Source organism: Brevibacterium sp. FME37, from assembly GCF_014897485.1.
In the GTDB taxonomy this organism is placed as follows: Bacteria; Actinomycetota; Actinomycetes; order Actinomycetales; family Brevibacteriaceae; genus Brevibacterium.
Map to the genome: position 1 here is coordinate 1 of NZ_JABUYE010000027.1, position 21,928 is coordinate 21,928.

Sequence of the window (21,928 nt, forward strand, 5' to 3'; positions counted from 1 at the left end):
ATCGGCCGCATAGATCCCGGCAGGACCGGCACCCACAATAGCCACACGGAAGGGATTCGTAGTCATAGTTCTCCTGTGTTCTGGGGCGGCAGTGCCGCGATCAGGGGATGGTCGGAATCGATGACGCCATGGGCGGCAGCGCCTCCCGGGGACCCGATGGTGTCGAAGAAGTCGACGTTCGCAGAGTAGTAGGCCTCCCATTCGTCTGGGACATCGTCTTCGTAGAAGATCGCCTCGACGGGACACACGGGTTCGCAGGCGCCGCAGTCCACGCACTCTTCGGGGTGGATGTAGAGGGAGCGAGCACCTTCGTAGATGCAGTCGACGGGGCATTCGTCGATGCAGGCCCGGTCCTTCACGTCGACGCAGGGTTGGGCAATGATGTAGGTCATGGGTTCCTCACGAGTTCCGGTTCGGAGGTCTGCGCCCGGGCGAAGGCACCGACGGCGTAGGGGCTCAATGTCACGACATCACCTGCAACGACGATGGCGGGCGAGCGCACACCTCGGCGAGCTGCTTGGCCTGCGATCGTGTTCAAGGTCCCGATCGTCACTCGCTGGTTCTCGCCGAACCCGTCCTCGATGATCGCGACGGGGCAGTCGCCTCCGCGTCTCCCACGGGCCAGGATCATCGCCGAGTGGGCCAAGGTGCCGATGCCCATGAGCACGACAACCGTGTGATCGCGGCAGCCACCGAGCTCAGCGAGCTGATCGTGGCCGGTGATGACGGTGTAGGCAGTGGCCAGACCGCGGTGGGTCAACGGAATCCCGGCGACGGCGGGGACCGAGTTCGCGCTGGTGACACCGGGGACGACCTGGACCTCGACGCCGGCCTCTCTGCAGTGGGCGACCTCTTCACCGCCGCGTCCGAAGACGAACGGGTCGCCGCCCTTGAGCCGGACCACTCTTCTGCCCAGTCGCGCCTGTTCTACGAGGATCTCGTTGATCCGGGTCTGTGGCACCGGATGGTGGCCGGGGTACTTTCCGACGTCGATGATCTGGGCTGCGAGCGCTTCGCCCCGTTCGACTTCGAGCTGATCGATGACCGTGCGGGCGCCGAGGCGGTCGGCGACGATGACCTCGGCCGATTCCAGGGCGCGCAGGCCCTTGACGGTCAGCAGGCCCAGATCACCGGGGCCGGCCCCGATAAGGAGGACGCTGCCGGGGACTTGCCGGGTGAAGAGACTCATTCCGCACCTTCTTCCGCTGGGGTGTGGATGCCCGCGGCCACGGTGGCTCCGGTCTGCGGGTCGATGATGAGGAAGCCGCCGGACCGACCATGCTCGCGGAAATCCGCCAGCGGCAGTGCGGATGCCAGCTTCACCTCGGCGAGGCCGATGTCATTGCCGGCGAGCACCTCGGCGGGTTCGGACACCGAGGTCGTGAGGTTCCGCTTCGATTCGATCGTCACGAGGGCCTTGACCGTCGTCGTCCCAGCCTTGACGAGCACCCTGTCACCCGAGCGCAGGCCCTGTGTCGTGAACGGGAAGACCTCGGCACGCAGAAGTTTGCGCGGCATCGGCAGGGTTCCGGCCGCGGCCAGCACGCTTCCGCGGGCCATGTCGATGTCATCGGCCAGTCGCAGCGCCACCGACAGTGGCGCACCCGCCGATTCCAGAGGGCCGTCGGCGGTGTCGATGCCGACGACCTTTGTCCTGATCCCTGCCGGGTGGACATCGATCTCATCGCCGAGGTGGACCCGGCCGGAGGTGACCTGTCCGGCCACGGCCCGGTAGTCTCGGAATTCCTCGGGGTTAAGTCCCGGTGCCAGTCCGCCCTGCGGGCGCAGAACCGATTGGACGTCGAGGCGGAAGGGTTCGAGATCGGCGGTGTCCTCCTCCTTGCTGGGAAGGGTTTCGAGGAGTTCGAGCAGGGCCGGCCCCGAGTACCAGGGGGTGTTGGACGAGGCTTCGGCGACGTTGTCTCCGGCCAGTGCCGAGACCGGAATGAGGTGGGCGGTGTCGAGCCCGATCTCGGTGGCGAGTTCCTCGACCTCGTGCTCGACCTTGGCATAGGCTAGGTGGTCGTAGTCGAGGAGGTCGATCTTATTGATCGCGACGATGATATGCCGGATGCCCAACCTCTGCACGACGGTGAGGTGACGCCGTGTCTGCTCGGTGGCGCCGGTGCGGGCGTCGATGAGGACGACGACGGCATCGGCGGTGGTGGCGCCGGTGACCATGTTGCGGGTGTACTGGACGTGGCCGGGGCAGTCGGCGAGGATGAACGATCGCCTGTCGGTGGCGAAATAGCGGTAAGCGACGTCGATCGTGATGCCCTGTTCGCGTTCGGCGCGCAGACCGTCGGTGAGCAGGGCGAAGTCGAACTCGCCGCCGACGAAGCCGCGCTCTTCGCTGGTGCGCGTGACAGCTTCGAGCTGATCGGCGAGGATCGCCTTCGCATCGTGGAGCAGGCGACCCACGAGCGTCGATTTGCCGTCGTCGACGGAACCGGCTGTCGCGAAGCGCAGCAGAGTCTTCGTCTGCGTTGCAGCGGTGGTGTCTGGTGTTGTCGTCATCAGAAGTATCCGTCCTTCTTGCGATCTTCCATCGCCGCGGCCGAGATCCGGTCGTCGGCTCGGGTGGCTCCACGTTCTGTCACAGTGGTCACAGCCACCTCGGCGAGGACGGAGGCGATGTCGCTCGCCTCCGATTCCACGGCACCGGTGCAGCTCATATCGCCGACGGTGCGGTAGCGCACGGACTTGCGAATGACGTCTTCGCCGGCGCGTGGGGTCGAGAATTCTCCGGTGGACCACCACATGCCGTCGCGGTTGAAGACCTCGCGTTCGTGGGCGTAGTAGAGGTGCGGCAGTGCGATGTTCTCGCGTTCGATGTAGCTCCACACGTCGAGTTCGGTGAAGTTCGAGATCGGGAACACTCGCACGTGTTCGCCGTTCACATGGCGGCCGTTGTAGATGTTCCACAGTTCGGGGCGCTGGTTGCTGGGGTCCCATCCGCCGAATTCGTCGCGCAGGGACAGGATGCGTTCTTTGGCCCGCGCTTTGTCCTCATCCCTGCGGGCACCGCCGAACACCGCGTCGTAACCGCCGGCCGCGATCGCGTCGATGAGCGGTTGGGTCTGCAGGGTGTTGCGGGTGCCGTCGGCACGTTCGCGCAGGCGGCCGTCGTCGATGTAGTCCTGGACCTTCGCCACGCTCAGGTCAATGCCGTAACGGGCGGCCGTCTCGTCGCGGAACTTCAGGATCTCCGGGAAGTTGTGGCCGGTGTCGACGTGAAGAAGACCGAACGGGATCTTCGCGGGCCAGAAGGCTTTGGCTGCGAGGTGGAGGACAGTGACGGAGTCCTTGCCACCGGAGAACAGCAGCACGGGCTTCTCGAATTCAGCCGCGACCTCGCGGATGATGTGGATCGCCTCGGATTCGAGAACGTCAAGGGCGGACAGTGGTTTCTGGGTAGACAGAGGTGTGTGATCGATGCTCATACGTGCAGCCCGCATTCTGTTTTGTTAGTTCCAGCCCAACGTCCGGCACGAGGGTCCTCACCCTCGGCCACGGGGTTGGTGCAGGGCTGGCAGCCGATGGACGGATAGCCCTGCGACAGCAGTGGATTGACCGGCACGTCGAACGCACCGGCGTAGTCGAGAAGGTCGTCGAAGGACCAGGCGGCCAGAGGGTTGACCTTGACCAGTCCGTTCTTCTCATCGAAGGTCACCAGCGGCGTGTTCGCACGGGTCGGTGCTTCATCCCGGCGGACTCCGGTGAACCAGAGTTCGTAACCGGCCAGCGACTTCTTCAGAGGTGCGACCTTGCGCCGGGCACAGCAGAGTCCTGGGTCACGGTTGAAGAGTTCGGCACCGAATTCCGCATCCTGCTCGGCCACGGTCTGCTCCGGGAGAACATCGACGATGTTGACGTCGACCTTGCTGGCCACCTCGTCGCGGGTCGAATAGGTCTCCGCGAAGTGGTAGCCGGTGTCGAGGAAGAGCACATCGACGCCGGGCAGGTACTGGGCGACATAGTGCGGCAGTGCGGCGTCGGCCATCGAGCAGGCCACCGCGCAGGAAGAGGTGTCGAAGTTGCGCGAGACCCAGCGGATGACGTCGGCCGGGTTGGCCTCGGCCACGCCGTTATCGGGATCGCCGGCGAGTTCCTTCGCCCCGGCCTCGGCGAGGGCCTTGAGCTCATCAAGACTGCGCGCCCTGGCGGCAGTGTCGTGTGACTGTGTCGTGTTCATGCCAGCTCCTCATCGTCGACGCGGTGTGCCCATTCGGAGAACGTCTCGGTCTCGCCGCGACCGTCGAGGAACCGGCGGACGAGTTTCTCGACGTAGTCGCTGAGGTTGTCGACCGTCACCTTGAGGCCGCGGACTGTGCGGCCGAGGCCGGCTTCGTCGCGGTCCTTCGAGGCCAGCCCCCCGCCGACGTGGACCTGGAACCCGGGAACCTGCTCACCCTCATCTGTCGTAACGATCTGGCCTTTGAGCCCGATGTCGGCGGTCTGAATGCGTGCGCACGAATTCGGGCAGCCGTTGAGGTGCAGGCTGATCGGGTGCGGCAGATCGATACCCGCGAGGCGCTCTTCGAGCGTCGCCACGGCGTCTGCTGCCGTCTGCTTAGTCTCGACGATCGCGAGCTTGCAGTATTCGATGCCAGTGCAGGCCATCGTCGAACGGCGGAAAAGATCCTTACGGCTGGAGAGGCCGAGGGCATCGAGGCCTGCGACGACCTCGTCGATGTCTGCTTCGTCGATATCGAGGAGCAGGACCTTCTGATGCGGAGTCGTGCGCAGTCGCGTGGATCCGAACTTCTCGGCCAGATCGGCGATCTGGTTCAGCAGGGTGCCCGAGGCGCGGCCGGCGATGAGACTGACTCCGATGTAATACTTTCCGTCGGCCTGCTTATGCACGCCCACGTGATCGCCCGCTGTCATAGGCTTCTCCGGGGCGGGACCGTCGGCGAGCTTGTAGCCGAGGTATTCGGTCTCGAGGACCTCGCGGAACTTCTCCGGGCCCCAATCGGCGAGGAGGAACTTCAGACGTGCCTTGTTGCGCAGACGGCGGAAACCGTAGTCGCGGAAGATCTCCGTCACCCCGAGCCAGGTCTCGACGACCTGGTCGGGCGCGACCCACACACCGAGTCGCTCGGCGAATCGGGGAACCACAGACAGGGCTCCGCCGACCCACAGGTCGTAGCCGATGCCCTTCTCAGGATGTTCGACGGCGACGAACGAGCAGTCGTTGATCTCATGGACGACGTCCTGGCTGGGGTGGCCGGTGATCGCCGTCTTGTACTTGCGGGGCAGGTTCGACAGGCTCGGGTCGCCGATGTAGCGGCGCGAGATCTCTTCGATCGCCGGTGTCGGGTCGATGAGCTCATCCGCTGCGATGCCCGCCACGGGAGAACCGAGGATGACACGTGGGACGTCGCCGCAGGCCTCGGTTGTCTGCAGGCCCACGGCTTCGAGGCGCTCCCATATCTCGGGCACATTCTCGATTTCGATCCAGTGGAGCTGAATGTTCTGGCGGTCGGTGAGGTCGGCACTGCCACGACCGAAGTCGTTCGAGATGCCCGCGATGGTGTTCAGCTGCTCGGTGGTGAGCTTGCCTCCGTCGATGCGGATCCGGAGCATGAAGTACTCATCCTCGAGCTCGTGTGGCTCGAGCGTAGCGGTGCGGCCGCCGTCGATGCCGGGTTTGCGCTGTGTGTACAGCCCCCACCACCGGAAGCGCCCGTGCAGATCGGTGGGATCGATTGATGCGAAGCCGCCCTTCGAATACACCTCTTCGATCCGGGTTCGGACGTTGAGTCCGTTGTCTTCGGCCTTATCGATTTCGTTTTTGTTCAACGGTTCTGAGCCGTCGACCTTCCACTGACCATTCGACTTCTTCTGTCGGGCAGGCTTCACGGAAGCACCGGAACCCCGGGTTTGCTTGATTTCATCTACATGTGCGGACACGGTCGTCTCCAAACGCTGCTGTGAACCTTTGGTGCGTCACGCTACAAGAGAATTGGATTGCTCAACAACTCAGGGTCCCCAATCATGTCGTTTCGTGACACATGACGTCATAAGTCTGGACGATGACGATCCGGGTCGAGAGAATTGACGCCGAGTCAGAGTGCTGAGATTATCCGATCGCGAACAATCTCGACCAGCAATGACGGGGCCTCCGCGCGGTCAAGGAGCAGCGGTGGGGTGAGGATGTCGCGGGACTCAGCAATGAGCGCCGAGGCGAGGTCCTGGAAGAATCCCGGGGCCAGGAGATAGCTCGAGAGCACTACACGTCCACCAGACCCACGTTTCTGCTCAACAATATCGCCCAGGCGGTCTCCCCCGCCGGCATGGAACCCCGCAACGACGGGCCTCGAGAGCTCATGAGCCAGTGATTCAGCCATCTCCAGGCAGGCGTCGTTGGCCCTGTCGTCACTCGATCCTGCGGCTGCTAGCACCACCTGGTCCTCGTCTTCGAGGTTCGGCAGACGCGCGGCCAGAATCTGGGCAAGGCGCGGGTCAGGTCCCAGAGTCGACGTCAGTCGGATGTCACGGCTTTCGGAGGTTCTTCGCGCTTCGCGTTCACCACCGCCTTGCGCACCGCGTCCATCTGCGCCTCCCGCGGCACGGATGGCTTCGGCCAGGTCGACATGCATGTGATACCCCGGGGAGAGCAGCAGCGGCACGAGGATCACCGGTGAGTCGTGGGGCAACGCCGAGAGCACCTCGGCGACATCGGGCTGTTGAACATCCACGTGGCCGAGCATCACCTCCTGGGCCAGCCCACGGGAGAGCAGGTCTTCGGTGACGGCGGAGGCGAGAGCTTCGATGACTCTGCGCCCCTCTCCCGACGATGTGCCGTGGGAGATGAGTCCGATCGATGGCAGCGGCATTCAGATCACCTCCAGTGGCATCGGTGAGCTTGGTGCAGGGAAAGCACAATCGATATCAGCCAGGTCGCCGCTCCCCAGCTCGATATCGACTGCAGCGGCGTTGGCACGCACGTGTTCTGGTGTCGAGGCCTTCGGTATGGCGATGACGTCCCCTGACCGGATTGCCCAGGCCAGCAGGATGTGGGCGGTGGTGACGTCGTGACGGCGGGCCACCTCGGCGAGGGTGGGATCCGTCAGCAGTCGCCCCTGTTCGACGGGCGAGTACGCCATCGTCGTGATGTGCGGACGGTTGCGGCGGTGGGTGGGCAGAAGATCGAACTCGGGTCCGCGGCGGGACGGGTTGAGCAGAACTTGGTTGACCTGCGGCACAGCAGGCAGCTCCATGATCTCGTCAGAGTCGAAGTTGCTCACGCCCCAGGCGCCGATGAGCCCCCGCTCGCGGAGCTGTTCGAAGGCTGCGATCGTCTCGTCCACGGGGTAGGCGCCGGGCCAGTGGAGGAGGTAGAGGTCGATGTGGTCGGTTCCGAGGACAGCCAGTGACCGTTCGCAGGCTTCAATGGTCCCGGATTCCGAGGCATTCGTGGGCAGAACCTTATCGACGAGAAACACGTCATCGCGCACAGGTGCGATCGCCTCTCCAACGAGGTTCTCGGAGCGTCCGGAGCCATACATCTCCGCGGTGTCAATGAGGTTCACGCCTAGTTCGATGCCCTCACGCAGGGCCGCGATCTCGACTTTCCTCTGCGCAGGGTCGTCGCCGATATGCCATGTGCCCTGCCCGAGGAGAGGAAGGGCCGTGCCGTTCGCTGTTGTCGTCGTGGGGATCATCCGGTCATCGTAGTCGAGCGTCCCGCGATGATGACCGCGTTGCGTCATGTGCCCGGATGGACACATGTGTCTCCGGATCTGAACAGCGAAATCCTTCGTCGTCGCCGCAGTGATGGCAGAATCGTCAGTGAACGCACAACGCCCGTGGTTGCCGGAGAGGCCATCACCGAACTTCTCTGAGGAGCATGACGATGAAATCGATGCCCAAGGCCGCATTCTCAGCCCGTACCATCACTGCCGCTGCCGGTATCGCCCTGGCCCTGGCCCTGACAGGCTGCGGCGGCGGGGAGAAGGACGAGCCGGCGAAGAAGTCCGATGAGGCCGCGCAGACAGAGAAGGGCGGCATGCAGGGCAAGGCTGCGCCGAGCGAGTCGGAAAGTGCGCCAGCCGTAGCCCCCAGCAAGTCTGCCGAGTCCGAGCCGAGCAAATCGAAGGATCTCTTCGCCGATGCCCCGCGGACCACGTCCTGGGCCAGTGATGACGGGATCAAGGTCGACAAAGAAGGCGATGGAAAGATCCCCACGGCATCCCTGGAAGCTGATATCGACGACCTGTTCACAAACAAGTTCGATATGAAGGTCTCGAAGGTCGAATGCCGTGATGATATGAAGGTCATGGGCTGGTGGGGTCTGACAAGCTGCGAGGTTCATACGAAGAAGAAGACCTACTTCGGCTCGGTCAAACTCGTCGATCACAAAGACAATATGATCAAGTACGAGGTCAAGTTCCCCGGGCTCGATAAGGACGAAGTGGACTTCTAGGTCATTGCGCGGACTGCGTCGAGTCCCACCATTTCAGAACACGAGTGGCTTGGAGGGTCACCCACTTCGACGGTTCACCGGTCGGCACGTCGACGTGGAACCAGACATCGCCGTCTAGCCGGTGCCCCTGCAGCCAGGTCCCGTCGGACTGCCGCTGGGATCTGATGGCCTCGATCGCCACGGACATTCGTGAGTCGGGCGAGGCTCCGTCCGCGTCTGCCGCCGCCCGAAAGTAGTCGGCCGCGGCGAGCACGTTGTAATAGGCCCGCCGAGGATGGGCGAAGCTGAATACTCGACTGTAGAAGGGCTCCCCCGTCGAGAGTCTGCGGAAGAGTTCGCGCCGCAACAGATACTTCTCTCCTCGGGCACGCGCGGCCGCGACCCGCTCGGCGTCACCGGTGCGAACCTGGTAGTCGAGGAGTCCGATCAGGGCATTGAGCGTGGAATGGAAGGAAGCCACTGTCGAGCCGTCCACCCATTCGCAGTTCCAACCCCCATCGTCGAGCTGGTGGTCGAGGAACCAATCCACGATCTCATCGACGTCGGCACCGAGCCACAGGCCGTTCGACAGGGTCATCGCGTTGATGCAGACATCGACCTCCCCGCCCCAGTAGGGCATGTCCTCGTATTCCCACTTCACCGGGACCAGCTGTGCCGCGGTTCCCTCCAGCGCCGAGGCAGGAACTCCCCATTCACGAAGCTCGTTGAGTGCCCAGGTGGTGGCCGTCCACGGCTGCGGGCCCTCTCCCCTGAAGTCGGCTGGGAAGTACGCGCCTCCCGCCCACTGCCCGTCTGCGTCTTGGCGGCTGAGGAGCTCACGGCCGAACCCTTCGGCAGGGACCCGTTTCCGAGTCTCCTGCCAGGTGTCTTCGTCGACGTCTAAGAGGTCGCGCTCGACCTGCCAGCGCAGTGCAGGGTCGGAGTCCAGAAGCCAGTCGCTGAGCGAAGTGTCAATCATCATTGATTTCCTACTGTCGGCAGGTGTCTTACTGTGGGCAGGTGTGTGAGCCCGAGTCTACGTCGTATCGGCATGACGGGCGCTGCGAATCTGTTCATTGCCGAGGTGGGGAATAATCAGCTTTGTGATCATTCCGGGCACCGGGCTATGGTGTCGGCTATGGCACTTCAGGATGCAATTTTGGCCGCTCTCTCCAATGGCGAGTCATCGGGATACGACATGGCGAAGGCCTTCGATGTGACTGTTTCGAACTTCTGGACCGCCTCTCCGCAGCAGCTCTACCGCGAACTCGACAAGATGGAGACCGCCGGCCTGATCGAGGCTCAAGTGGTCCAGCAGGTGAAGCGACCGAACAAGCGACTGTTCTCCCTCACCGACCGTGGCCGAGAGGAGTTGCGCAATTTCACCGTCCGCGCGCCCAAACCAACTGCGATCCGTGACGAGCTGCTCGTCCAGGTCGAGGCCATGAACCTGGGAGACGCCGCAGCGATCGCAGCCAATGTGCAGGACAAGCTCGCGGCTTCAGAGTCAAAGCTCCAACGCTACGAACGCTCTCAAAGCAACCTGCTCGAGGGCCGGAGCGAGCAGACTTTCCTGTCCGAGGCGGATCACCTCGGTCCTTACCTCACGTTGGCCAGAGGCATCACTTTCGAACAGGAGAACATCCGCTGGTGCGAGTTCGTTCTGACGATTCTCGCCGACCGGACTGCAACCCCTTAGCGTCCGTCGGCAACGATCGGCTCGAGGTGTGGTCTCTTGGCCACCCGGCCGTCCCCGGATGATTTGCCAGTGAGCCGCCGATAGATCCACGGTCGTACGTGTGTCCACCACCAGTGTGCTTCGGTCCTGGCCGTGCGCAGCGGTGCTGGCCCCTCGGGTGCACTGAGCACATCGAAGTCGACCGGCAGGCCGAAACTTTCCGCCGCCGCGCAGGCGAGCCGTTCGTGGCCTAGCGGGGCGAGGTGAAGTCGATCATCGTCCCATGCACGGGGATCTTCGAAAACCGAGTTGGTGGTGTTGGTGAGCGGCTGGATTCCGTATTCGTCGGCGAGGTACTGGTAGATCGCGTTGAGACGCAGTCGACGGGTGTTGATCAGTGGACCGGCTGGTGAGACTCCGGCGATGTTGGGGATGGGAACGACGAAGACCTTGGCCCCGGCCGAGGTGAGGGGCTCGACGAGCCCCACGAGGTCGCTCTTCAGCGCGTCGAAGTCGACCCGGGGCCGCATGATGTCATTCATTCCGGCGGTGAGGGTCACAAAGTCGGGCCGCATATCAGTAGCCGTCTGAGCTTGAGTGTCGACGACCTGGGCAGTCTTGTACCCACGCACAGCCAAGTTCGCATAGTGGATCGGCCGTTCATTGCCGTAATGCGCGGTGAGAAGGGAGGCCAGGCGATCGGTCCAGCCTCGCGCGCTGCCATCAGGCCACGGCTCGTCACCGACGCCTTCGGACAAGCTGTCACCGATCGCAACGTAGCGCAGCGGAAGAGGATCGTTCATCACAGGCTCCATTAGTCAACAAATTGAGTAACAGCCAGCGTAGCTTCGCCCCCAGCCCCGAGTCCAACATCTGAACGTGTCCGATCACACAGGAATTTCCATTTCTCAGGTAACCTTGCTTTTTATGAGGGAGCCGATCTCCGAGCGCCGACGCAAGCTGCGAGAATCCATCATCGTGATGGTCCTCGTCTTAATTGTCCTGTCCAGCTTCAAACTTCTTCACTGGGGCTCACAAGATCAGTCCTGGTATCAGGTCATCCTCGTGGCCCCTGTAGCCGCTGCCATCTACTGGGCGCTGACCAATTCGCTTCGAAAGTTCACGGAGGACGATGCCACTGCGAAACCACAGGCTTGAGTGGCGAATCAGAAAGAACCCCCATCCCTTAGATGGAGGTTCTTCTGTCAGAGTAGCGGGAGGGGGACTCGATCCCCCGACCTCACGATTATGAGTCGTGCGCTCTAACCAGCTGAGCTACCCCGCCCCAGCACCGCATTTAAGCGGCACGAGAGCCCCGAAAGGGATTCGAACCCTTGACCTTCTCCTTACCATGGAGATGCTCTACCGACTGAGCTATCGGGGCAACAGGTAAGAATTTACACGGCTTCGCGCAACGAGGGCAAATCGGCGATCAGTGACGTCACTCACAGATCGCAGAACCTCACTTCACCGGGTCGAATCTGCCCGCCAGGAACCCCTGCAGACGGCCGGGTTGATTTGTGATGATGCCATCGACCTCGGCATCGAGGAGCTCGCGCCATTCGTTCATGGAATCTGCCGTCCAGACGAATACGCCCAGGTCATTGTCGCGAATCTCGGTGACGACGGACCTGCGCATCGAGAATCCCTTGTACGAGGGGTTGATTGCAACAGCCCCCAGCGCCCGTGCGATCTCGATGTCCTCGGGCCGCGGGACCATGCGCAGTAAGAACCGCGAGACCATCGGCAGCATGTCTCGGCAGGCTGCGAGGGTCTCAGTGTTGAACGACTGCACGACCATCCGATCGGCGGTGCCGGTCTCGACGACGAGCTCGGAGATCTGCGCGACCGCACCGGAGGACCACTCCCCCTTGAGCTCAAGCAGGAGTTCGCCGCCTCGGTGCTGAATATCTCGCATCACGGCCGCCAGCGTCGGAATCCGGACGCCGGTGAATCCGGGACCCATCCAGGAGCCTGCGTCGACGAAGGAGAGTTCCTCCGCCGTCAGATTCGCGACCGGACCTTTCCTGTTAGTGGTCCGGTCAAGGTCCGGGTCATGGAGGATGACTGGGACTCCATCGGCGCTCGTCGAGGTGTCGACTTCGATGAAGTCCACGTCGAGGGCTCGTGCCGCATCCACAGCGGCGAGGCTGTTCTCCGGGGCCACCCCGGAATATCCACGGTGTGCGATCACCAAGGGCCGCTTCGAGGAACCGGGGCGTTCGGTGATCCCACGTTCGTGCAGGAACTGCAGAAAACTCATACGCCCAGACTATGCCCTGCCCTGGCCCTCGTCTCAATCCGAATGCATTCCAGTTCCGCACCAGAGACACGGTGACGCGGCCCTGAAGTGTCTTCAATATCTTGAATGCTGAGAAGGGCCTGGGCGCAAAGTCGGAACAGGCAATAACGTACTCACTGTGAGTTACTTCATATCTTCACTGTCGTAGATATGAGAAGCACCCCACACACCACCCACCACCTTTGAAAGGATCGCAATGGAAGGCATCTACGCTGCCGCGATCGTGCTCGGCTTCATCGCCATCGGCGAATTGGTCTCGATCTGGTCCAAGGCCCGCGTCCCCAGTCTCCTCGTGGCGATGTTGGGCATCTTCATCTTCGCCAAGATCGGCATCGTCCCCGACACCGTCGTCGACGATTCGATGCTCGTCCAGGTCTACTCCATTCTCGTGGCACCACTGCTCTTCCACATGGGTACGCTCATTCCCCTGCGTGTGATGCTCAAACAGTGGCGTTCGGTCATCATCGCCGTCTCCGGCATGCTCGTGGCCGTACTGCTCATCTTCTTCATCATCGCGCCCATCTTCGGGTTCGAGACCTTCGTCGCCGGTTCAGGCCCGCTGGCCGGCGGCATCGTCGCCACCAGCCTCACGACGGAGGGCCTGACAGCTCACGGGGCCGCCTCGGCGATCATCGTCCTTCCGGCTCTCGTCCTCATGCTGCAGTCTTTGCCGTCGATGCCGCTGACGAACTTCCTGCTTCGTCGCTACGCCAAGAACCTGCGCGACAGCGGCGAACTCCACGAACTCGCCGCGGCTCACCACGAGGACGAGGCGGACGCCGCCACGAAGAAGAAACTCGTGACCCTGCCGGCATTTCTCGTCGACAACCAGCTGTTCATGCTGTTCCTCATCCTCGTCGGCGGTTCGATCGCGACCCTCCTGGAGGCTCCCACACACATCCCGTCATCGATCATCGCGCTCATCCTCGGCATCGCCGCCACTGCAGCGGGCCTGTCCCCGGACAAGGCGATGGAACGGTCGAACTCCTTCGGCGTGGCCATGTCCGGCGTGATCGCAATCGTCATGGCCCCACTGGTCTCAGCCTCAGTGCAAGACGTCATCAACGCGTTCGTGCCCACCATTTCGATCCTCGTCATCGGCGGCATCGGCATTCTCGTCGGTGGCTTCATCGCTACGAAGCTGCTGAGGTGGAAGTCTTCGCTGGGAATGTCGGTGGCCCTGACCGCCATGTACGGCTTCCCGGCCGACTACCTGCTCACCAACGAGGTCGCACGCTCGATCGCCCGTGACGACGATGAGAAGGAAGCACTCCTCAACGTCATGTTGCCGCCGATGCTCGTCGGCGGCTTCACCTCGGTCAGTGCCGGCTCTGTCGTCATCGCCAGCGTCCTCGTCGGAATGCTGTGACCAGCCTACTGGCCGAGGCGAACACCCTCCTGCCTCGGCTGCAGGAACTCCGACGCAACCTGCACGCCCACCCCGAGGTCGGGCTCAACCTGCCGCAGACGCAGGCCACGGTGCTCGCTGCCTTGGAGGGCCTCGATCTGGAGGTGAGCACGGGTGTTGGGACCACCTCGGTGGTGGCGGTTCTGCGCGGAACCCACCCGGATAGGCCCGCGTATGCTCCCGCCGTCCTGCTGCGCGGGGACATGGACGCACTGCCCGTCGAGGAGATGACCGAGGAGCCGTTCAAGTCGACGAATGGGAACATGCACGCCTGTGGCCATGACCTGCACACCGCGGGACTCGTCGGTGCCGCACTGCTGCTGCATGCCCACCGCGAGGATCTTGCTGGCGATGTCGTCTTCATGTTCCAGCCTGGCGAAGAGGGCCACAACGGCGCCTCCGTGATGATCAACGAGGGCGTTCTCGAGGTTGCGGGGCCCCGGGCGATCGCCGCCTTCGGGGCACATGTTCACATGGGCCCCAAGGGTCTCGTGTCGACGAAGCCCGGAACGCTGCAGGCCGGTTCCAACGTCCTTCACATCACCCTCCACGGACGCGGGGGCCACGGCTCCCAACCGCAGTCGGCCGTGGACCCGGTCCCGGCCCTGGCCGAACTCGTCACCGCACTCCAGAACATGGTCAGCCGGCGGATCAGCACCTTCGACCCGATCGCCTTGTCCGTGACCCAGCTGAAGGCAGGTGAAGCGGTCAACGTCATCCCCGCCTCGGCGAGCCTGGGTGCCACCGTCCGCACCCTGTCCCAGGAAACATTGGACATTGTGCGGGTCCAGTCGAAACAGCTTGCTCGGGGTATCGCGGAGGCTCACGGATGCACCGCCGAGGTGGATTTCCAGGTGCAGTATCCCGTGACCGTCAACGACGCGGCAGAGACAGAATGGACCGTTGACCAGGTCCGCAGCCTGTTGGGCGAGGACCGCTTGGAGGTTTCACCGCATCCGATCATGCCCAGTGAGGACTTCTCGTTCGTTTTGCAGGAGGTTCCGGGCACCTACATGATGCTCGGTGCCAAACGCACCGACGTGCCCGAGGAACTCCAAGGCGACAACCACTCCCCCTTCGTCGTCTTCGACGACAGCGTCCTCGGTGATCAGGCAGCACTGCTGGCCCACCTGGCCCTGGAACGACTGCGCAAGGAACTCTAACTGCGCCTTCTGCGCCACCATCGCCGAGGCGGTTGTTCGGCTGTCGGGGCCCGGTGCGGGTTCTGCGTTTCGTGGCGAGCTTCCCGGCGCTGACGCCAGGCGATGATTTCCTCGTCGACCTTCCGTGGTGGAGTGAACACGGGCGGCCCCTCACGCAGGTCCATGACGGCCTCCCGCACCCGTGCATTGAAGCCGGCGAGATAGTCGCGGACGTCGGCCTCTTTCGAGAACGCATCGAGGGTGTCTTCGAGGACTGCGTTTTCTTTGCGCAGCTGGAAGGCGGCGGGGGCGACACCGCTGAGCTCTTCCCGCTCCATCTTCTGCTTGATCCACCAATCGGGATCCTCGGAGTTGTGGAGACCTGTCAGGGGTTTGCCAAGGCCGGGGAGGTTTTCGAAGTCGCCGCGCCTGATCGCTTTGTCCAGCGCGGACTCGACGATCGCGTTGCGATCCTGAATCGAACCTATGCGGCGGGGAGGCTGTTCTTCGGTCATGGCGAGAAATCCATTCGGCTTTTCCTCCACAGTAGGCAGGTATCTCGGTCCGCGCAATGGGGATGAATGCGAAGAAGCCCTGTGATCAGGTGATGATCACAGGGCTTCCCCTGTCTGCGTGGCAGATGAAGGATTCGAACCTTCGAAGGCAATGCCGGCTGATTTACAGTCAGCTCCCTTTGGCCGCTCGGGCAATCTGCCGCAGTGTGCGCTCGATGAGCACTTGAAAATACTACAAGCCCGCACCCGGAATCACCAACTCAATAGACGCAGATCACAATTATGCGTCTCGACTACACTCGGTGACCAGATACTCGTCCATCCACTCACCACACAAGGAGCATTCATGGCCAGCGAATCCTCATTCGACGTCGTCAGCAAGGTCGATCGGCAGGAAGCCGACAACGCCCTGAACCAGGCGGCCAAAGAGATCAACTCACGCTACGACTTCCGCGGTACCGACGCCTCGATCGCCTGGACCGGAGAAGCCATCCAAATGAGGGCCGTCAGCGAAGACCGGGTCAAGGCGATCCTCGACGTCTTCCAGTCCAAACTGGTCAAGCGCGGCATCTCCCTGAAATCCCTTGACGACGGCGAGCCCTACCCCTCGGGCAAGGAATACCGCATCGATGCCAGTCTCAAGGAGGGCATCGACAAGGACAACGCGAAGAAGATTTCGAAGTACATCCGGGACGAGGGTCCCAAAGGCGTCAAGGCCCAGATCCAGGGTGAGGAGCTGCGCGTGAGCTCGAAGAAGCGCGACGACCTGCAGGAAGTCATCTCCCTGCTCAAGGGCAAGGACCTCGATCTCGACCTGCAGTTCGTCAATTACCGCTGAGCCAACCCTGGCTCAGCACTCAGCCAGGGCAGCGCTCCTCTCCTCCGCGACCCCATCTCCATACCCCAAGCCAGCTTCTCCCCAGTCTTCATGACGCAACAAGTCCCCTTTTGACCGACTCGGTCGTTCTCTGACGCGTTCATGACGGACTGCGACGCCGATCGCGCCTCCCTCGCGCACTGCTCTGAGCTCGGCGGCAGGATGGCGGCATGTCCATCACCTATTCCCCGGCGACATCCACACCAAGGGTCTCGGCTTCGGCCCCGCTGACCCTTGCCGAACCGGCGCCCGCGCCGTCTCACCGCCTGCGCCGCGCTCTGTCCTTCGAGGTCATCCCACCGCGCTCGGCGACGCAGGCGGCGAGAATGCCCGAGCTCCTGCGTTTCCTGGACTCGCTGAACCCCGACTATCTGGCGGTGACCTCCTCGGCGAGGAGCAACTGGCTGCAGGGCACCGCAGACTTCATCGAGCACATCCGCGCCCACACCTCCTTGCGACCCCTCGCACACTTGGCCTGCACCGCCGGCACACAGACCGAACTGCTGGGCTGGATCGATCACCTCCTGGGAGTCGGCGTGCGCGGCTTCCTCGCCATCCGCGGAGACTTCCCCGACGGAGTCAGCGCAGTGCCCACCGATCATCTGCCTCATGCCGATGCTCTCGTGCAACTGCTGCGGCAAATCGAAGGGGACAATGTGGCGTGCCTGGCCGCAGGCCGCTTGGGTATCGGAGTCGCGGCCTACCCTTCGGGGCATTGCGAGTCATCAGGCCCGGACGAAGACCTCGACGTCCTCGCGGCCAAGCAGCGCAACGGTGCTGACTTCGCGATCACCCAGCTCTTCTTCGACCCCTACGCCTATGCAGACCTGTGCAGGCGGGCCGACCACGCCGGCATCACGATCCCGATCATTCCCGGCATCCTGCCCATCACCGATGCCAAACGCCTGCACACGATGGGCCGACTCGCCGGCCTCCCGGTCCCCGAATCGCTCCTGGCCCGCTTCGATCGCGCCCACGACGAGGCGACCGCACGCCGGATCGGCCTTGAAATCACGGCCGAGCACACCTCCGCACTGCTCGAACAGGGCGCTCACGGGCTGCACTTCTACACATTCAACGACCTGCACACGACCGAGGACCTTCTCTCCGCACTCCAGCGTGCGGGAGTCAGTCTCACGTCGTTCCAACCGTCACCACCACCTCGGCGGTGGCCGCCCTCACCGAACCACACACCCACGAAAGAGAAGGACACACAGATATGACCACCGCATTTCCCACGGCCACCATCACCGGCTATCCGCGCATCGGCCCGAAACGCGAGCAGAAGAAGGCCCTCGAAAGCTTCTGGGCGGGACGCATCGACGCCGAAGTATTCGCCCAGTCGGTGCACACACTGCGGCTGAGCACCTACCACCGACTGCGGGATCTGGGCCTGGATGAGGACTATTCGATCCCCGCCTCATACAGCCATTACGACCATGTTCTCGACACCGCGCTGAGCGTCGGACTCATCGCTTCGGAGACGAACGGCACCGACTTCGACCTCGATGAATACTTCGCCCTGGCACGTGGCACGGCGCAACGCTCACCACTGGAGATGACCAAATGGTTCGACACCAACTACCACTATCTGGTGCCCGAGCTCGAGGATTCCACGAGCTTCAAGGCTCACCCTCAGCACCTGCTCTCCCTCGTCTCGGAAGCCCGAGCCGCCGGTCACACCGTCCGGCCCGTCCTCGTCGGGCCCGTGACCCTGCTGGCACTGGCCAAGAGCGCACCCGGCAGCACCACCTCGGCCTTCGAGCGCCTCGACGAACTCACGGCCGTCTACCGTGACGTCATCAGCATCCTCGCCGCGGCCGGGGTCGACTGGGTCCAGCTGGACGAACCGGCTCTCGTCACCGACTTCACCGAGCACACAGATGAGGAGCTCGCCGAGGCGGTCTCGCGCACCTATGCTGCCCTGACCGGGTCGAGCACCCACCCGCAGATCTTCGTCACCGCCCCGTACGGAAGCCTGCGAGCCGGGCTGCCCGCGCTGGCGAATTCGGGCATCGACGCGCTCGGCGTGGATGTCTCAGCAGCCACTCGCGCAATCGATCCGGATTATGTGCGCCGCATCGCCTCCACGGTTCCAGCTTCGGTCGACCTCGTCGCCGGTGTCATCGACGGACGCAACGTCTGGGCCGATGATCTGCGCACGAGTCTGAAAGTATTGGACGATCTGGGTCGTGAGTCGCTCAGCGTTTCCACCTCGACCACGCTGCTCCACGTCCCCCACACCGTGAACGATGAGAAGAACCTGCCGGTCGATGTCGCCTCCTGGCTCTCCTTCGCCGAGGAGAAGGTCACCGAGGTCGACGCGTTGGCCACCGCGCTGGCCAACGGACCCGATGCACGCCCGGAGGCGTTCGCCAGAGCCGATCGCGTGCAGCGGACTCGCACGGAATCATCCCGGGTCCACAACGCCGAGGTGGCGGCGAGAACTGCAGGTGTCGCCGGGGACGCTGGCTACCGCACGGATTTCGAGACCCGCGCTGCGGCGCAGTCCTCCCTCGATGTGCCCCGACTGCCGACAACGACGATCGGCTCGTTCCCGCAGACTGCTGAGGTTCGTCTCGCCCGCGCGGATCACCGTGCTGGGCGCATCGATTCCGAGGAATACACTGCCGCGATGAGAGCCGAGATCGACAGTGTGGTCGGGCTACAGGAGGAGCTGGGCCTGGATGTCATCGTCCACGGCGAACCCGAACGCAATGACATGGTCCAGTATTTCGCAGAGAATCTCGACGGCTTCGCGACCACGGACAACGGATGGGTCCAGTCCTATGGTTCACGGTGCACCCGACCGCCGATCCTCTTCGGTGATGTCTCGCGGCCAGAGGCGATCACCGTCGAATGGTCGACCTATGCCGGCACGAGAACCAGCCGCCCGGTGAAGGGGATGCTCACCGGCCCGGTGACGATCCTCGCCTGGTCCTTCGTCCGCGATGATGTGGCCTTGGCACAGTCGGCCGACCAGATCGCCTTGGCGCTTGCCGATGAGGTCGCCGATCTCGAGGCTGCCGGCATCAGGATCATTCAGGTCGATGAACCTGCGCTGCGAGAACTCCTCCCCCTCCGCGAGGACAGCCGTGCCACTTACCTCGACTGGTCGGTGAGGTCGTTCCGCCTGGTGAATGCGCAGGTCGATGCGGGCACGCAGGTCCATACACATCTGTGCTATTCGGAATTCGGTGAGATCATCGAGGCGATCAATGCGCTCGATGCCGATGTCACGAGCATCGAGGCGGCACGGTCACGCATGGAGGTGCTCAACGACATCGCTGATTTCAACTTCGTCCGCGGCATCGGGCCGGGAATCTACGATATCCACTCACCACGTGTGCCCTCGGTCGCGGAGCTCACTGAACTCATCGAGGCAGCTTTGGCCAACGTGGCCGCCGAACGCCTGTGGATCAATCCTGACTGTGGATTGAAGACTCGCGGCTATCCCGAGGTGAGACAGGCACTGACCAATCTGGTGGCCACCCGAGACGCGGTGCTGGCCGGTGACCGCGCAGACCACGTGTTGGTCTGAGTCAGCGTGCGGGCCTGAGACGACCTGTTGGATGGGCAGCACAGCACCGGGTCACCGAGAATAGGTCGACCACATGGCCCGCTGTGAAAAGTCAGCGATTCGCAGCAGCTCGTTGCGTTCGACACCGTGGTGCGATTGGGCAGCCAGCCCATGCCAGTTCGCCTGCACGAAGCCGGTGACGACATCTGCGTCGGTTCCGCCCAAGATCTCGCCCTCGTCGATCGCCGTGCCGATGCGAGCACGGAGGAGGCCTTCGTTCTTCTTCAGCATGGTCGAGATGTCCCCGCGCGCATTCTGCGTTGCGGGGACATCGGACATGACTGCGCTGGTGATGAGGCAGCCGGGATGAGAATCGGCTGGCTGAGTGAATTCGAGGACCGAGGACCTCAACAGCCCATCGACGGCCACGCTGATGGACTGCGCCGCCATTGCCTTTTCGTAGATGGCCGTATACCGCTGCGCGTAGACCCCAACGGTCTCGTCGAACAGACCCGCCTTGCTGTCGAATGCCGAGTACAGGCTCGAGGTCGAGATGCCGATCGTCGAGGTCAGATCCCGTGTCGAGGTACCGCTGTAGCCACGACGCCAGAACAGTCGTGCGGCCTCGAGCACGGCCTGGGCCCGGTCGAATTCGGGAGGTCGACCGCGGTTGTTCGCTTCCACCTCTTCATTATAGAGCGTCTGCTCCACAAGTAACTCTGGAGCAGATGCTCCACAAGTAACTCTGGAGCAGATGCTCCACAAGAGCTCTTGGGCCTGAGCTCAGTCGTCGGCCAGTGCCATCGGGATGTAGTACAGACCCTTCGAGTCCTCTTCGACGGTGACACGCAGGCGGTCATCGACACTGATGAAGTCGTTGACTTTGATGGTGCCCTTGGAGTCGCTGAGCTTGCGGACTGCGAAGGCAGGGATGAGTCCCTGTCGGCCGTCGGTGTCGACAGCCAAAGCGTATTTCGGACCGGTGGCCCTGACCTTGACCTCGATGGTGTCGTCTGCGGCAGAGGGCACCGACGTTTCGAGATCGGGGTTCGTCAATGCAGAGAGCTCGACCGCAAGAGTATCGGCCATGTCATCAACGGTTGCCAGCATGTTCGCCATCGCACGGGCGAACTCACCGTGCAGCTCACTGGGCTTCATCGCCGCGCCGGGTTTGTACATGTCCTCGTGGGTCAACTCGCCCCAGGCGTCTTGGAGCCTGGTCTTGACTTGGATCTCCGCAAAGACCGGCTCCCCCTGATCAGAGGGAATCTGCAAGGTCACGTGACAGGCCCGATAGCCGCTGGGTTTGGGCGGGTCGACGTAGTTCTTCTGCTCGATGAGGACGAAGGGTCCAAGCTGCTGCGGGTCCGTGAGGGAGTCGAACATCATCTTCTGATCACGCGGCGATTTGCACAGCACCTTCACCCCGACGATGTCGCGGATGTGATTCTCCACATCGCGTGGGGAGGATATCTGCAGCGACGGGTCGTCGGCGATCTTTTCGCCGAGCTTGGCCAGGGTGCGAGCCGGATCTTTGATTCGATGGCCGTCGACATCCAGGCGGGAGATATCCTTGTCCTTCAGCAGACCCCTCTGCTGCTGTTTGAGCCAGCGCTTGATCCGCACGGCGGCAGACTCCCAGGCATCGCGTCGCTGCGCATACGCCTGCGAGATTACTTCCCTCATTGCCGAATCCGCGCTCAACGTACCTCCTCTGTCACAGGGCTCATCACTGCTTCCATCAAACCACGAGCGCGCCACCGATACGGTGACGCGCTCGCAGATTTCTGGATCGAGTTACTTAAACTCAGTGCCCGGAGGCGGGCTGGCTGGCGGCTTCGGCCTGCAGATGACTGCGCGCCTCAGCCAACATGCCCTCACGCGTCGCGATCTTCACCCGCTCACGCCCCTCAGCCTCACCCAGAGCCTTCTCCGCCGACTCCACACGGTGATACCCCTCCCAATCCACATAATCAACACCCTTAGACTCCAACAACTCAACGATGGCACTGTCATCTGGATACACCGGCTCAGTCAACACACCAGCAGAACGATCATCCAAAATATGACCAATCG

22 protein-coding genes, 3 tRNA genes and 1 pseudogene are annotated in these 21,928 nt (G+C 62.9%); 8 read left to right on the forward strand and 18 right to left on the reverse strand.

Going from position 1 to position 21,928, the window contains the following annotated elements:
* Positions 1-62: 62 nt before the first annotated feature.
* The 8 genes from fdxA to INT29_RS19290 all read right to left on the reverse strand — a co-directional run bounded on the left by fdxA (position 63) and on the right by INT29_RS19290 (position 7,670).
* Entirely contained in the window at positions 63-392 is a 330-nt protein-coding gene (gene fdxA / locus INT29_RS19255) for a ferredoxin (RefSeq protein WP_101575022.1), read from the reverse strand.
* Positions 389-1,189: a uroporphyrinogen-III C-methyltransferase gene (cobA, locus tag INT29_RS19260; RefSeq protein WP_193073157.1), complete on the reverse strand. Its 801-nt coding sequence runs from the start codon at positions 1,187-1,189 to the stop codon at positions 389-391. The genes fdxA and cobA overlap by 4 nt, the downstream gene beginning before the upstream one ends.
* A complete protein-coding gene (locus INT29_RS19265) occupies positions 1,186-2,517 on the reverse strand; it encodes a sulfate adenylyltransferase subunit 1 (protein WP_193073162.1) in 1,332 nt (443 codons plus the stop codon). Before INT29_RS19265 ends, cobA begins: the two co-directional genes overlap by 4 nt.
* On the reverse strand, positions 2,517-3,443 hold the full coding sequence (gene cysD, locus INT29_RS19270; RefSeq protein ID WP_193073164.1) for a sulfate adenylyltransferase subunit CysD: 927 nt from the start codon (positions 3,441-3,443) through the stop codon (positions 2,517-2,519). The genes INT29_RS19265 and cysD overlap by 1 nt, the downstream gene beginning before the upstream one ends.
* Complete coding sequence (locus INT29_RS19275) at positions 3,440-4,195, reverse strand: phosphoadenylyl-sulfate reductase (RefSeq protein ID WP_193073165.1); 756 nt, start codon at positions 4,193-4,195, stop codon at positions 3,440-3,442. Before INT29_RS19275 ends, cysD begins: the two co-directional genes overlap by 4 nt.
* Positions 4,192-5,916 (reverse strand): nitrite/sulfite reductase, encoded by a 1,725-nt coding sequence (locus INT29_RS19280; RefSeq protein ID WP_413463173.1) that lies wholly within the window; start codon positions 5,914-5,916, stop codon positions 4,192-4,194. The genes INT29_RS19275 and INT29_RS19280 overlap by 4 nt, the downstream gene beginning before the upstream one ends.
* A gap of 155 nt (positions 5,917-6,071) precedes the next feature.
* Entirely contained in the window at positions 6,072-6,842 is a 771-nt protein-coding gene (locus INT29_RS19285; RefSeq protein WP_193073167.1) for a sirohydrochlorin chelatase, read from the reverse strand.
* Positions 6,843-7,670, reverse strand: coding sequence for an aldo/keto reductase (locus INT29_RS19290; RefSeq protein ID WP_101575039.1), 828 nt, complete (start codon positions 7,668-7,670; stop codon positions 6,843-6,845).
* A gap of 185 nt (positions 7,671-7,855) precedes the next feature.
* Between INT29_RS19290 and INT29_RS19295 the strand changes: the two genes are divergently transcribed.
* Positions 7,856-8,431, forward strand: coding sequence for a hypothetical protein (locus INT29_RS19295; protein ID WP_226830860.1), 576 nt, complete (start codon positions 7,856-7,858; stop codon positions 8,429-8,431).
* Between the two features lies 1 nt (position 8,432).
* Here the strand turns inward: INT29_RS19295 and INT29_RS19300 are convergent, their stop codons facing one another.
* Positions 8,433-9,392, reverse strand: a complete 960-nt coding sequence (locus INT29_RS19300) for a squalene cyclase (RefSeq protein ID WP_413463174.1) — start codon at positions 9,390-9,392, stop codon at positions 8,433-8,435.
* A 156-nt stretch (positions 9,393-9,548) separates the two neighbouring features.
* On the opposite strand from INT29_RS19300, the gene INT29_RS19305 reads away from it, so the two are divergent.
* Entirely contained in the window at positions 9,549-10,109 is a 561-nt protein-coding gene (locus INT29_RS19305; protein ID WP_193073168.1) for a PadR family transcriptional regulator, read from the forward strand.
* Here the strand turns inward: INT29_RS19305 and INT29_RS19310 are convergent.
* Entirely contained in the window at positions 10,106-10,891 is a 786-nt protein-coding gene (locus tag INT29_RS19310) for an SGNH/GDSL hydrolase family protein (RefSeq protein WP_193073170.1), read from the reverse strand. The genes INT29_RS19305 and INT29_RS19310 overlap by 4 nt on opposite strands.
* 124 nt (positions 10,892-11,015) lie before the next feature.
* On the opposite strand from INT29_RS19310, the gene INT29_RS19315 reads away from it, so the two are divergent.
* Positions 11,016-11,246, forward strand: coding sequence for a hypothetical protein (locus tag INT29_RS19315; RefSeq protein ID WP_193073171.1), 231 nt, complete (start codon positions 11,016-11,018; stop codon positions 11,244-11,246).
* Between the two features lie 53 nt (positions 11,247-11,299).
* On the opposite strand, the gene INT29_RS19320 is transcribed toward INT29_RS19315, so the two are convergent.
* The 3 genes from INT29_RS19320 to INT29_RS19330 form a co-directional block, all read right to left on the reverse strand.
* Positions 11,300-11,373: transfer RNA gene (locus tag INT29_RS19320), tRNA-Met, on the reverse strand.
* Positions 11,374-11,399: 26 nt separating this feature from the next.
* Positions 11,400-11,472: transfer RNA gene (locus INT29_RS19325), tRNA-Thr, on the reverse strand.
* A gap of 78 nt (positions 11,473-11,550) precedes the next feature.
* Positions 11,551-12,351, reverse strand: a complete 801-nt coding sequence (locus INT29_RS19330) for a glycerophosphodiester phosphodiesterase (protein WP_101574879.1) — start codon at positions 12,349-12,351, stop codon at positions 11,551-11,553.
* A gap of 235 nt (positions 12,352-12,586) precedes the next feature.
* Between INT29_RS19330 and INT29_RS19335 the strand changes: the two genes are divergently transcribed.
* Positions 12,587-13,759 carry a hypothetical protein gene (locus INT29_RS19335; protein WP_101574878.1) on the forward strand — a complete coding sequence of 391 codons (1,173 nt, stop codon included), beginning with the start codon at positions 12,587-12,589 and terminating at the stop codon, positions 13,757-13,759.
* Positions 13,756-14,961 carry a M20 metallopeptidase family protein gene (locus INT29_RS19340; protein ID WP_101574877.1) on the forward strand — a complete coding sequence of 402 codons (1,206 nt, stop codon included), beginning with the start codon at positions 13,756-13,758 and terminating at the stop codon, positions 14,959-14,961. The genes INT29_RS19335 and INT29_RS19340 overlap by 4 nt, the downstream gene beginning before the upstream one ends.
* On the opposite strand, the gene INT29_RS19345 is transcribed toward INT29_RS19340, so the two are convergent.
* Together INT29_RS19345 and INT29_RS19350 are read right to left on the reverse strand one after the other, a co-directional pair.
* Positions 14,958-15,455 (reverse strand): DUF1992 domain-containing protein, encoded by a 498-nt coding sequence (locus INT29_RS19345; protein ID WP_101574876.1) that lies wholly within the window; start codon positions 15,453-15,455, stop codon positions 14,958-14,960. The genes INT29_RS19340 and INT29_RS19345 overlap by 4 nt on opposite strands.
* A gap of 119 nt (positions 15,456-15,574) precedes the next feature.
* Positions 15,575-15,656 (reverse strand) — tRNA-Tyr (locus INT29_RS19350).
* Between the two features lie 145 nt (positions 15,657-15,801).
* Between INT29_RS19350 and INT29_RS19355 the strand changes: the two genes are divergently transcribed.
* From INT29_RS19355 to metE, 3 genes are all read left to right on the forward strand, one after another.
* Positions 15,802-16,293, forward strand: coding sequence for a YajQ family cyclic di-GMP-binding protein (locus INT29_RS19355; RefSeq protein ID WP_180959104.1), 492 nt, complete (start codon positions 15,802-15,804; stop codon positions 16,291-16,293).
* A gap of 209 nt (positions 16,294-16,502) precedes the next feature.
* Complete coding sequence (locus tag INT29_RS19360) at positions 16,503-17,555, forward strand: methylenetetrahydrofolate reductase (protein WP_193073172.1); 1,053 nt, start codon at positions 16,503-16,505, stop codon at positions 17,553-17,555.
* Positions 17,552-19,873, forward strand: coding sequence for a 5-methyltetrahydropteroyltriglutamate--homocysteine S-methyltransferase (gene metE, locus INT29_RS19365; protein WP_193073174.1), 2,322 nt, complete (start codon positions 17,552-17,554; stop codon positions 19,871-19,873). Before INT29_RS19360 ends, metE begins: the two co-directional genes overlap by 4 nt.
* A gap of 51 nt (positions 19,874-19,924) precedes the next feature.
* On the opposite strand, the gene INT29_RS19370 is transcribed toward metE, so the two are convergent.
* The 3 genes and pseudogenes from INT29_RS19370 to INT29_RS19380 all read right to left on the reverse strand — a co-directional run.
* Positions 19,925-20,536 carry a TetR/AcrR family transcriptional regulator gene (locus INT29_RS19370; protein ID WP_101574914.1) on the reverse strand — a complete coding sequence of 204 codons (612 nt, stop codon included), beginning with the start codon at positions 20,534-20,536 and terminating at the stop codon, positions 19,925-19,927.
* 99 nt (positions 20,537-20,635) lie between these two features.
* Positions 20,636-21,538, reverse strand: a complete 903-nt coding sequence (locus tag INT29_RS19375) for a GTP pyrophosphokinase family protein (RefSeq protein ID WP_226830861.1) — start codon at positions 21,536-21,538, stop codon at positions 20,636-20,638.
* A 121-nt stretch (positions 21,539-21,659) separates the two neighbouring features.
* Positions 21,660-21,928, reverse strand: a pseudogene (locus INT29_RS19380) (pyridine nucleotide-disulfide oxidoreductase); the annotation flags it as partial.